Raw genomic sequence first — 12,405 nt, 5'->3', positions numbered from 1 at the left:
TGATCATCATAACCGGGAATCCCGTACGCTTTGCGCCTGTGGAGGAGCAAGTCTGTAAGGATTCTCTCTACATGGATTATTATAACCCTGCATGTTAGCCAGAAATCGTTTGAGGAATGAAATGCACATATAGCGGAATGAAATGCCTTTAAAGTCGCATAATTTGCCGAAATTCCTTGGCCTTGCTACGGCTTACCGGAATTTCAGCTTCTAGTCCACGCAAACGCAAGAGATACGTATGATTAAACCAAGGTACAATTTCACGGATCTGCGACAGATTCACCGTGTACGATCGGTGACAGCGGAAAAAGTCCTGCTGCGGCAGCCGGGCATGAAATTCCGAAATGCTCATGGGCATCGTATATTCTTCGTGCCTTGTAAAGACACGGGTCACCTTTTCCTGCGCACACGCATAGTAAATATCGTTTGCATCCGTTACGATGATTTTGTCATTTTTCAGCAGATTAATACGACCTGGCGCAGCAACGGTGCTGGCCTCGGCAGCTCGGGGTTGCGCCGTCTGGACAGGCTCCTGTATTGGAACTTTCCGCTGCTCATAGGCATTTTCCAACTTGCGCAACATGGCGGCGATCCGTTTTTCATCATACGGCTTGAGAATGTAGTCGAACGCCTCCAGTTCAAAAGCCTGCGCCGCATGTTCTTTATAGGCGGTCGTAAAAATAATATAGGGCTTTTTAGCAAATTTGCTAATGTTCTGTGCCAGCAGCATCCCGTCCAATGAAGGAATGTTAATGTCCAGAAAGATCGCGTCCGTCTCCTGATCTTGCAGAAACCGAAACACATCTAGCCCATCCTCGAAACTATCAGTCACCTCAATGTTGCTATGAGTCTGAACAAGATACTCCAGCTCTTCACGTGCCGGAAGCTCGTCTTCTACAATTATGGCCTTCATGACTTCTCCTTTGGTATGTCAAAATAAACTTCGGTGCCCGGCTCATGCTTTAGAATAATAACTCCTTCGCCGTACATAAGCTTGAGCCGTCTGTGCACATTGTACAAGCCGATCTGTTTAGCCGGAACCCGATCATGATACAGGTTATCCACAACATCATCGCGTATACCTACCCCGGTATCTGCCACAGAAATACGCACCTTTTCTCCACGATCCTTTACAGAAATAGTTACTGTACCTGACCCCTTTTTCTTGAGGATTCCGTGATTAATCGCATTCTCAACCAGGGGCTGGATAATAAGACTTGGAATACGCACAGACACCTCATCCATTACATATTCTACCTGAAGCCGGTTGCCGAAGCGTGCTTTCTCAATTTCCACATAATCAGACACCTGCTGAAGCTCTTTATGAATTTCGATCAAATCATCATTCAGTTCCAAATTATAGCGCAGGTAGCCCGATAAATTAATGATCAGCTCTCGTGCCTTATCCGGCTTGGTGCGTGTCGTAGAGGCAATGGCGTTCAGCGCGTTAAACAGAAAATGGGGATTAATTTTCGTTTGGAGCGCCTTTAGCTCGGCTTTATTCGCCGCTTCCTTAATTTGCTCCACACGCGACACTTCCATTAACGTGGAAATGATTTGAGACAAGCCAATCGCCATCGTCTGCAACGGATACGTGATTTTATAAGCTTTGCGATAGTAAATCTTCAAGGTGCCAGTTACCTCTCCCCGCTCCTCTAACGGGATAATGAGCAGAGACTGGATTTGGGGTGTTTTATCGTCTGCAATATGGTTGCGAATCGTGATTTTACCGCTGCGGATCGTCGATTTAGTCACATCGCTAATAATCTCATCTCCGATGTGATAACGCTCTTCGCCAAAACCGACATAGGCCAGCACATCTCTGGTATCGGTAATCGCTACCGCGTCTGCCTTGATATCTTCTTTTATGATCGAACAAATGGTATGTAAGGATTCCGCATTAATGGAGCGAAAATAAGGCAACGTCTTATTGGCAATATCCAGTGCCAGCTTGGCCTGTCTGGCCGCGATATTCTCCTTTTCCCCCTCCACACTCTGGATCAACAGAACGATTAAACCGATACTGACTTCTCCGATAATCATGGGTAGACCGATCTTGGAAACGATGTCCACACCAAGGCCATGGGGTTGTGCCATCACCAGAATGAGCAGCATCGTCAACGCTTCACAGACCATACCTGCGGCGATACCGACCAGCCATCTCTTGGAACGGTTGACTTGGCGGCCGATATATCCTGACACCACACCTGCCAGAATACTTGTAATCAGACACGGAATCGAGGTCACTCCCCCGATATCAATTAGATAACGATGGATCCCTGATACAATACCTGTAACGATCCCAACCCAGGGTCCAAACAAAATACCGCCCGCCATAATTGCAATGATTCGAACGTTAACCAGCGAACCTTCGACTTCAATCCCGGTGTACGTACCGAACAGTGCAAACATGCAAAAAATCAACGTTAGTAAGGTTAGCTCTGCCGGGGAATGACTGTTCTTTTGCAAGGTTTCCTTAAATCGTGGGATACGTGTAATAAAAAACAAACAAATCAGTAACAACGCTGCGCGCTCAAATAGCTGCATCAGCATTTCCAACAAGGCGTTCACCTGCGTTCCTCCCAAATAAAAACGGATATGCCTACATAGGTTATGTTATCGTGTACGTCGTTCATACACACCATACCCAAGTATCATCAAGCCACATACGAATAAAATAATAACAAATATATTGTCAACAAAACTCGGCATATCAGGTTCTGACATAGAGATGCCCGAACTATTTAATTTAACAGGTACGGAATTCGCAGCCCATTGAATGACCGATATAAAGCGCTCCATCGTATAAATCACTCCGCTACCCAATAGGCTCAACACACCGATCAACAAATATTTAAGCTCCATAAGAATTTATTCCCCCTTAATTACAAAGCATTTAAACTGCCACAAATTATACCATCAACTTCCATCTAATTATAGCTTCTAGAAATCCCCTCTTCATTTCCCTTCTTCAAACGCAGTAAAAAACCGGAGAGTACCGCTTGATAGCGATAATCCCCGGATCTCTAGTCCGATAATGAAGCATTTCAGTTATTTGCTTTTGCTGATTTCGGTAGGAATGTTGTCCTCCTTCTGATCATGTACCAGTTCTTTTAACTGGATAATCAACGTCTCCAGCTCATTAAACCCTGTCACCATATTGGAGGTTATATTTCGTTGCTCCTCTACTCCAGCCAAAATTTGCTCTGACGCTGCACTCGCTTGTTCTGTAACGCTTGAAAACTCCTCCATCTCTTGAACGACCTGAGATGAGAATTGCTGCATACTATTCGTACTGGCTTCCACCTCCACGGCCTGCAGCAGCACTTTATTGGCATTTTGCAGGATATCCTCCAGTACAATTTCGGTCGAATGGGCCGATTCCATACTCTGCTGTAGTCTTTGCTGTCCCATGTCAAATTGGCTTACGACAGAATCCATCTGAGTTCTCAGTTGGGTTAAAATACCTTCCATTGCCACCGAGGTATTCCCTACCATTTCAGCCAAATTACGCACTTCGCCAGCCACGATGGCAAATCCTTTTCCATGCTCTCCCGCTCTGGCGGCCTCAATGGATGCATTCAAGGACAGCAAATTAGTTTGTTTCGAGATTTGAGTAATATCTTTGAGCATGGCAGACATATTATCACTTTGTGTTTTAAACTCGTCCAACTCTTCTTTGGTACGACTCATAACCAGACCCAAATCCTTAATTTGAGACGTTAATGCAAGCAGTTGATTGCTCCCTCTGCTCCCGGCACTTTTCGTATCTTCGGAGAGCTGCTTCAATTCTCGGGAATGATCGGCAACCTCGCGCACGTGCTGGTCAGACTGAGCCAAGTTATCCGTTACCTCAGTGATATTCGAAGCTTGCATTTCTACCCCTTTGGCAACCTCCTGAAACCCGATGGCGACTTCATTTGTCACGCTGCCGGTAGCATCCACTTGATTCCTGAATCGTTCTGTAAAGCTATGCAGTCCAGTTACAGCTTGTCTAACTTGTTCAAACAAAAAATCAATACGTTGCCTTGTGGCATCCATATCTTTATTTTGCTCTTCCGTTTTCTTAAACTGCTTTTGATTTAACACCGATACCACTAACAATAGCAAACCAATCAGTAAAACAATAATAAACTCGTGCACATAACGCAAAGGACCGGTAGCCGGGGGAATTGCTGGCGTACCGATGGTAATTTGTATGAAAATATTACACAGATTTAAGACCATTGCTATCAAAAAGTATCGGTAAGATGGGTAGAGCAACAACAATGAGCAAATAAAGATCGTAGTCACTGCCTCCACGCTAGATAAGTTTACAAATATACATATTAATACGCTATACAACGTAATAATCCAAGGAATAAGGCGGATTCCTTTCTTTTTCATATTCAGAATCGTCAAAACTGCGGCGACTACAAATCCTACACCACTAGACACCCACACCGATGGATTAGATAATGCCGGGATGGTGCTGCTCAAGGTCATAATCCAAAAAATAATGATCACCAATTTGTTTCTTTGCCACAACAATTCATTCGTTCTGTCCATGATTGTGTACGCGCTCCTTAGATATATATTAGGTATTTATAAAATAAAAATGTAAATACCATACTATATATATCGTCATATCAGAACGCGTATTGAATGAAAATCGTACAAACACCACATTCCCTTTTAAACACCAAATCACAACAGGACAACTTTTTAAAGAGAAAGAGTATGTAAGTGTAAATAAATGAATGCAAAAAATCGCCCCCTAGCAGGGAGCGATTTTGAATACCTTTTTGATGATCTTCTGCAATTGAAAAAGATTCATAAACCAACTGAAAACATTAGGATTCCTTGTTTTCGGAAGCCTCTTCAGTGCCTTCAGTTGCCGCTGCATCACCTTCCACAGCAGCATTTTCTACTTCAACTGCACGCGGAACGATAATAGAAGCAAGCAGTTCTTCTTCAGGGACGTGCAGTGTTACTCCTTTAGGGAGCTTCAAGTCGCTAGCGCTCAGCTTGTCGCCAACATCCAGTGCGGATACATCCACCTCAATGGTAGATGGTAAATCAGCAGGAAGACCTTCGACTTCAACTTCCGTTTCCTGAACTTGCAGAATACCGCCTGTTTTTGTACCTACAGGTGTACCCTGATAATCAATAGAAACACGCACGCGAAGCGGTTTGTTTTTGGCAATTTTCAAAAAATCGGCATGCAGCCATTGATTGTCACGCTGTTGATAATCTTTAATAATAACCGGAATGGTTTCTCCACCCTCTACAGTGAGGTTGAACACCTCTGAACGTCCGGTTTTGACTACTTTATTAAATTCCTTGGCATCGACATGTACAGGGGTTCCTTCAAGCTCAGAGCCGTAAACCACAGCTGGAATCCGTCCTTTTAACCTCAATTCACGAATAGCCGAACCCTTCTTCTCTGTTCTCGGCTGGGCGGTCAGTTGAATACTTCCTCCATTAGAACTCATGATATACAACCTCCTTCAGGTTACCTTACAAATGATTTTCCTCCAAGAATCTTGCCTGTTTACCAGTCGTACTACAGGATATAAGCCAGCAAGCTGGCAAAACTAAACAAGTCCATAATTCTATTTTACCCCTTTTTTCTGAAACTGACACACGTTTACATAAAAAAATAGCATTTCTCGAAATAATCGAAAAATGCTACTTTCGTATATATAGCGACCAAGCATACAAGTCTATCCGGCCCGATTATCATTTACCAGTAGCAAATATTCTTCTCTGCCACTATGAATCAATACCTGCATCACAGACTGGTTCAGGTCTATATCAATATAGCGATCTGCCTCAACATCCTTGGCATCCCAGTGATTAAGCCGGACAATGTAGCCAATTCGCTGTATATCAGGAGACACCTGAATACGCGCTATTGCACGACCATCATCCAAATCACGAAATTCAACATGTCCATCGCGGTGCCCAGTTCCCCATACCCATACGTTCCAGCCAGTGTATTGCCGATCTGCACGCTCGTAGATCAGTTCAATCGTGCGAAATGGAGCGACTTCACTATCGTTTCCAAGCTGCACATCTGTCAACGTCATAGCTGTACCTGCAATTTCTTGATCTGTTCCCTCATCCGAGTCTTCCAATTCGTTCTCCGCCTGACGATTAACCTGATCTTGTTCAGTCAAAAAGGAGACTCGTGCAGGTTCTTCCTGATCATATAACACCATCATCGACCAGCGCGATACAGTCACACGATGGCCTACCACTTCATACCGTGTCTCATTACCAGCCCCGTGTGCGTCCACGACCACATGCCAACGATCCGATTCCGCAGGCAATAATATCGTTTGCTCTGTATCCGAGCCGTTATAAATCACCACAATATGATTCCAGGCATCGCCGTTAGCATGGTGCCTCAAAGCAAAAGCCACCACATGCCCACTGCTTTGCAGCACTTCCATATGCTGCTCCACCAGCTCACGATGGTCCATTCGGAATGCCGGGTGGTTGCGCCGCAAAGCAATTAAGCCTTGGTAGTAATCAAACACTGGGCGAAACCTCGCCTTGTTATCCCAATGGATGGCATTCACCACATCTGAGCTTCGGTAGCTATTATGGTCTCCATATTTGGAGCGCAGCAGTTCATCCCCTGCATGAATAAAAGGGATGCCTTGCGATGTGAGTACCATACTGTTAGCCAACAGGGACTTGCGTACGGTTTCGTTCTCTAGCAAGTTATCTTCATCCAGTTCCCAATACGGGTCTGCTTCGGCAACAGCTTGTTCCGGTGTCCTCCCATCCTGTGGCTTCCCCTGCTCCCATTGTGGAAAACGACAGTGCTCCCGCAAATGTCTTACCGTCAAAATTTTATCCCACAGATTGAGATTATCGTGGGCAGATACATAATTGACGGTCTCCGATGGCTGAGCTGTGAAATCATGAATAGCCCCAAAAGCACCTTTGAGCACCTGTTCCTCCTGATGTCCTGCCCCCGTGGCAAACCCGCTCCCAGTACCGTCGCTATCCCCCTTTATAGCAGAACGGTAGTTGTCGTTAAAAACGGCAAAGCCTTTGTCGCGTTGCGTTCCTTTTAGCGTAAGCAAGGGTTGCGGAGATTCTCCTCCCGTCCAAGGCTCACCATAGATCAGCAGATCAGGACGCACTTCAGAGCGAAGCTCCTGGGTAAGCTGCACCACGGTTGGGGTATCAATCAGCCCCATCAGATCAAATCGAAAGCCGTCTATATGATATTCCTCTGCCCAATAGCGTAGTGAATCCTTGATATACTTGCGCACCATCGGACGTTCGGTTGCCACCTCATTACCTACACCTGATCCATTGGTGAGCTGCCCTTGCTCATCCGTGCGGTAATAATATCCAGGTACAACAGGCTCAAATGGCCCCTGTTCCACCGAATAAGTGTGGTTGTACACGACGTCCATAATGACACCGATGCCGGCAGTATGCAAAGACTGTACCAGCAGTTTCAGTTCTCGTATACGCGTCTCCGGGTCAGCCGGATTGGAAGAATAAGACCCCTCCGGCACATTATAATGCTGTGGATCATAGCCCCAGTTATATTCAGTTTCTAATTCTGCAAAGTCATTCACCGTATGAAAGTCAGCCACTGGAAGCAAATGAACATGTGTAATGCCCAGCTCCAGCAGATGATCCAGCCCGATGCTGTTCCCCTCAGTATCCTTCAATCCCGTATACGTAAAGGCCTCAAACCGTCCCTGAGCAGCAGATAAGTCTTTTTCCCCCGTATTAAAATGGGTATCCATCGAAAAATCACGTACATGAAGCTCATAGAGAATGGCATCTGTCGGCCGCTTAAGGGTAGGCCCCGCATCCAATTCCCATCCGTCCGGGTTGGTTTGAGCCAAATCAATGATCGCTGTACGCTGCCCGTTGGCTGATACCCCTGTGGCATATGGATCGGCAACATAATGAATGGTGTTGTCCGCCCACTCCAGCCTGTACATGTAATAATATTTGTTCCAGTCCCCTTCCAGCTCTATAGACCATACACCTTGATCATCACGGCTCATGAGAAATTCCTGACCACCGCCGTGCTCCTGAACGTTCCCTTCCTGATCGTACACCCCCGCATCGTTATACAACGCTATATGGACCTGCTGCGCAGTCGGTGCCCATACCTTAAACTTGCTGCCCGCAGGCGTATAAGTAAGACCCAAATCATAGCCTTCATATATGGGATATGTTGTGTGCTCAAGCTCATTGAGCTGATTGAAATCTGACATTCCTGTTCACCACCCATTTCTGTACATCGGCTTACAGCCTCTGTTCATCCATCATTTATGATGTTTATGACTTGTCAATATACCTCAGGATTTTGTAAAATCTTCACCTAATAGGCTATCAAAATAAGACAAGCTTGAAAAGCTGGATGATTTAAATAAGGATGACGCTTCCATTTCAACGCACACTCCATTTTATGACAAAACTATGAACAGGCTACAGCTTTTGCCCTCAAGGTATAACAATAGTTAGAAAAGTCAGGACAATCTACGGTTATCCATTTCAAAAATATCGTCTGCAATCCGCATGGTAGAACTTCGGTGCGAAACAAGGACAATCGTTTTATCTTGCTGCTGTTCCTTTAACGATTTTAAAATAATTGCCTCGTTCAGGCTGTCCAAATTGCTGGTAGGCTCGTCGAGCAGTAAGAGAGGAGCATTATGAACAAAGGCTCTGGCCAGTCCCAAGCGTTGACGTTCTCCACCGGACAGCCTGTCCCCCAATTCTCCAACTCGGCTGTCATACCCTTGAGGCAAGGTCATAATAAAATCGTGCACGGATGCCTTACGTGCTGCTTCCACCACCTGCTCATGTGTAGCATCAGGCTTTCCAATTTTGATATTAGCTGCAATTGAATCATCAAACAGGAACGTATGCTGGTCTACATAGCTCTGTAAGCCTCTCAAATGTCGGGTCCCAATTTCCTTCAAATCGTGTCCGGATAGCATAATTTCACCTTGCTGCGGGTCCCTAAATCGCATCAGCAACTTTAGCAGTGTAGACTTGCCAGAGCCGCTTTTACCCTGAATGCCTAAAATCCGCTTATGCGGTATCGTGAGACTTACATCATTCAGTACCGTTTGACCATCGTATGCAAAAGTCACCTTGTCTACTCGTGCCCCAGTAAAGGCGACACTCATCCCTTCGATATTTTCCTCTACCTCCGGGGGTTCCTCCAATAGACTCAACACTCGTTCCCCGCTCGCCAGCGTTTGAAGCAAATTGTTGGACAAGTTGCTCAGTGCGACAACCGGACCAAATGAACTAAACAGGGCAATGACAGAAATTAGCATACCTGTAAAGTCAACCTGACCCTTAGACATACCGTACAATCCAGCCAGTAGCATCAAGAATGAGAATCCAACTACAGCCGCATCTGTGATGGCTCTTGTGATGCCTTCATGATGCTTCAAGTCCTTCTGCTTGGCATCCAATTGATCCGTACGACGGTTAATCTCATTCAAACGTTGTTCTCCTTGCCCATATTGCACAATTTCCTTCATCCCCCGTAAGCTGTCCAAAAAATAACTGCTCAGCTTGCCAAAGCTGCTTCGGTATTCCATCCCCTGACGTTTGCCCATACGTGACGTGAGTAAGGGAATAAATAAACCGACAGTTAGGTAAGCAAGCGCAGCGAGCCAGCCTAATAGAGGCTCATAAGAACCGATAAAAAATACCATGAGCAGTGAAGTGATGATGCCGATCATAACAGGCGCTATCGTATGCGCATAAAATACTTCCAGCAGCTCAATATCACTCGTAATGAGTGATATCAGATTCCCCTTGTCCTTGCCTTCCAATTTGGCTGGAGCGAGTCTTCGCAGGGCTTGAAGCACCTTATCACGCAGTACAGCCAGCAGCTTGAAAGCGAGATAATGACCACTCATTTGCTCGCCATAACGGAATACGCCGCGCAGTACGGCACAAACCACGATCGACGTCAGCAAAAACGACATGGTGTAGCCTGTCGTGATGCCCGTTGCTGTAAGCAGAGCAAGGGCTCCATACACTATAATGCCAATAGCACAAATAAAACCAAGCACTCCTGTCACAATCGTGATGAGCAGTACAGGTAAAAGAGGTCCCGCCAATATCAATAATTGGCCCATGATCCGTAATCCGTGTCTACGCATATACAGCCCCTCCTTTTGCAAACTGCTCTACCCGGTGTTGACTGAGATACATATCCGCATAGTGCCCTTGCTGGCTCAACAGTTCATGATGCGTTCCGGATTCTGCCACCAATCCGTTTTGCAGCACATAGATACAGTCGGATTGAACTACATTTTCCAGTCTGTGAGAGATAAGAATCACTGTTTTTTGACCTGCCAGCGCATGTATTACCTCCATAATGCCTTCCTCACTCTCACTGTCAATGTTAGAGGTGGCTTCGTCAAAAATGTACACACGACTATCATGCAGCAATGCTCTGGCCAGTGCTAGCCGTTGGCGCTGTCCTCCTGACAGATTTGCCCCCTGCTCCTCCAATTCTGCTTCCAGTCCTCCTTCTGAAAGGATAAAATCATACAGCTTCACTTGTCGCAAAGCTTCCAGCATTTGTTGCTCATCCGCGTGCTCATTGCCCATTTTTAAATTTGCTTCCACTGTGCCTTTAAAAATATAGCTGTTAAAACCGATCCAGGTCATGTGACGCATGCGGCTTTCTTCCGAAATATCAGTAAGCTCGGTTCCTCCAATCGTCAGACTTCCTCGATACCCCTCGTGATGCCCAACGATCAATCCGGCTACCGTACTTTTACCAGAGCCTGATTCCCCAACAATTGAAACCAAGCTGCCCTGGGGAATATCCATGGATATATTTCGTAAGGTATCTCTTTCGTCGTAGGCAAAACTCATCTGCTCCAGTCGAATATCTGTGTTTTCTATGCTTTCTTGTCCTTGTATAAGATCCTCTGTACTCAACATTTGAAATATTTTGTCGCTTGCTGCCATTCCGTTCATGGCGATATGGAAGTAAGAACCCAGTAAACGCAGAGGAATGAAAAACTCTGCTGACAGCAAAACAATGATGATCGCTCCTGCCAAGCCAATATGGCCTGAAGAATATTCACTTATCGCGACCAGTACACCCGCAGCAGCACCACCAAATGCGATAAGATCCATAATGGCCACGGAGTTAAGCTGCATAGTCAGCACTTTCATCGTCATTTTGCGAAAGTCCTCAGCTGCTGTGTTCATTTCCTGATGTTTATCCTGGTCTGTTCCGTACATTTTGAGCGTAGTCAGACCTTGTACATTCTCTAAAAAGCTGTGCCCCAGATTGACGTAACTGCCCCAATATTTCCGAAACAGCTTTTTAGCCATCCTCATAATGACAATGATCGACACTGGAATTAAGGGAACGCAGATCAATAGTATAATGGCTGCTTTGAAGCTGACAAAAGAGAGGGTGATGAACAACGTGACGGGGGCAAGCAGACTGTAAAATAGCTGAGGCATATATCTACCGAAATAGGTTTCAAGCTGCTCTACCCCTTCTACAGCAACCTGAATAACTCCCGAGGTGGAGGTATGATCTGTATATGCGGGTCCCATCTTCAGCAACTTGCCGTAAATTTGCGAGCGCAGCGTTTTTTTAGCATTTACCGAAGCACGATAAGATAACATACTGGCTGCATAATTGCTCAGGCAGCGAACTGCAACAGCAGCAATAACAATGACCGTCATAGATATAATCAGCTTGCGAGTCACTTGTCCTTCCCATGCCTGCTGCATAACAAAGGCCATAGATAACACAGCGGCTATACTCCCCAAAAGACCGATCCACTGCACAAGCACACCCAAGACGATATATTTCCGAGAATGTTCCACTAGACCGAGCAGACGGCTATCGACCATTTTAGACCTTTTTTTGGGAGTAGGTGTAGGTATAGGTTCAGATGAACATGAGGGCGTTATTTCTGCTGCAGCATTTCTTATTGTTCCGATGCGGAATATAAAGTAATAATATTTAAAAAGGATGACCAAGACGATGAGCGCTTTCCCCCACACATTAGGCGTGAAAATAAAGCCTGTAATCAGCATCGCTGACGCTAAGCCCAATGTCGTGATTTTCGTAGACAGCTTCAACGATCTTGTTTGAACAAAACTCTCTAGATGCTTTTGGTACAGAGAGGTATTCGAAAACCACTGGTGAATCCTTTCAGACCCCCGCATAAAGAAAAAGGTCGCTAGCAGCAGAAACGGTGTAGTCGGTAGCAACGGTAGCACTACACCAATAACTCCAAGCGCCAAAAATAAAAACCCTAAGGTAATATAGATCGGTTTCACTATAATCCTCCCTAATAGTTATAATAGTAATGATTTCATTTTATAGATAATGATAATCATTATCAATATAAACAATTTAAGCAGGTTGTTATGTGA

At 45.3% G+C, this 12,405-nt stretch carries 8 protein-coding genes; all 8 read right to left on the bottom strand.

The genetic code is table 11. The features are described 5' to 3' along the window. Window positions 1-148: 148 nt before the first annotated feature. The 8 genes from MHB46_RS22005 to MHB46_RS21970 all read right to left on the bottom strand — a co-directional run bounded on the left by MHB46_RS22005 (window position 149) and on the right by MHB46_RS21970 (window position 12,309). Entirely contained in the window at window positions 149-913 is a 765-nt protein-coding gene (locus MHB46_RS22005; RefSeq protein ID WP_341163414.1) for a LytR/AlgR family response regulator transcription factor, read from the bottom strand. Next, complete coding sequence (locus MHB46_RS22000) at window positions 910-2,571, bottom strand: sensor histidine kinase (RefSeq protein ID WP_341163413.1); 1,662 nt, start codon at window positions 2,569-2,571, stop codon at window positions 910-912. The genes MHB46_RS22005 and MHB46_RS22000 overlap by 4 nt, the downstream gene beginning before the upstream one ends. Before the next feature lie 45 nt (window positions 2,572-2,616). Continuing rightward, window positions 2,617-2,865 carry a hypothetical protein gene (locus tag MHB46_RS21995; RefSeq protein WP_039272912.1) on the bottom strand — a complete coding sequence of 83 codons (249 nt, stop codon included), beginning with the start codon at window positions 2,863-2,865 and terminating at the stop codon, window positions 2,617-2,619. 186 nt (window positions 2,866-3,051) lie between these two features. Further along, window positions 3,052-4,548, bottom strand: coding sequence for a methyl-accepting chemotaxis protein (locus tag MHB46_RS21990; RefSeq protein WP_341163412.1), 1,497 nt, complete (start codon window positions 4,546-4,548; stop codon window positions 3,052-3,054). Window positions 4,549-4,832: 284 nt separating this feature from the next. Next, the gene (locus MHB46_RS21985; RefSeq protein ID WP_061828704.1) at window positions 4,833-5,474 is read right to left on the bottom strand and encodes a 50S ribosomal protein L25; all 642 of its coding nucleotides are present in this window, start codon (window positions 5,472-5,474) and stop codon (window positions 4,833-4,835) included. 231 nt (window positions 5,475-5,705) lie between these two features. Continuing rightward, on the bottom strand, window positions 5,706-8,240 hold the full coding sequence (gene pulA / locus MHB46_RS21980; protein WP_341163411.1) for a type I pullulanase: 2,535 nt from the start codon (window positions 8,238-8,240) through the stop codon (window positions 5,706-5,708). Between the two features lie 255 nt (window positions 8,241-8,495). Next, complete coding sequence (locus MHB46_RS21975) at window positions 8,496-10,151, bottom strand: amino acid ABC transporter ATP-binding/permease protein (RefSeq protein WP_341163410.1); 1,656 nt, start codon at window positions 10,149-10,151, stop codon at window positions 8,496-8,498. Continuing rightward, the gene (locus tag MHB46_RS21970; protein ID WP_341163409.1) at window positions 10,144-12,309 is read right to left on the bottom strand and encodes a DUF454 family protein; all 2,166 of its coding nucleotides are present in this window, start codon (window positions 12,307-12,309) and stop codon (window positions 10,144-10,146) included. Before MHB46_RS21970 ends, MHB46_RS21975 begins: the two co-directional genes overlap by 8 nt. Window positions 12,310-12,405 lie beyond the last annotated feature (96 nt).

This window comes from Paenibacillus sp. FSL H7-0703 (assembly GCF_038003485.1).
GTDB classification, from domain to species: Bacteria; Bacillota; Bacilli; order Paenibacillales; family Paenibacillaceae; genus Paenibacillus; species Paenibacillus polymyxa_B.
This window is presented reverse-complemented; position numbering and strand designations above follow the sequence as displayed.

Bases quoted from the DNA above. Each gene is read 5' to 3' on its own strand.
- MHB46_RS22005 (WP_341163414.1), bottom strand. From the start codon at position 913: ATGAAGGCCATAATTGTAGAAGACGAGCTTCCGGCACGTGAAGAGCTG.
- MHB46_RS21995 (WP_039272912.1), bottom strand. From the start codon at position 2,865: ATGGAGCTTAAATATTTGTTGATCGGTGTGTTGAGCCTATTGGGTAGC.
- MHB46_RS21990 (WP_341163412.1), bottom strand. From the start codon at position 4,548: ATGGACAGAACGAATGAATTGTTGTGGCAAAGAAACAAATTGGTGATC.
- MHB46_RS21985 (WP_061828704.1), bottom strand. From the start codon at position 5,474: ATGAGTTCTAATGGAGGAAGTATTCAACTGACCGCCCAGCCGAGAACA.
- pulA (WP_341163411.1), bottom strand. From the start codon at position 8,240: ATGTCAGATTTCAATCAGCTCAATGAGCTTGAGCACACAACATATCCC.
- MHB46_RS21975 (WP_341163410.1), bottom strand. From the start codon at position 10,151: ATGCGTAGACACGGATTACGGATCATGGGCCAATTATTGATATTGGCG.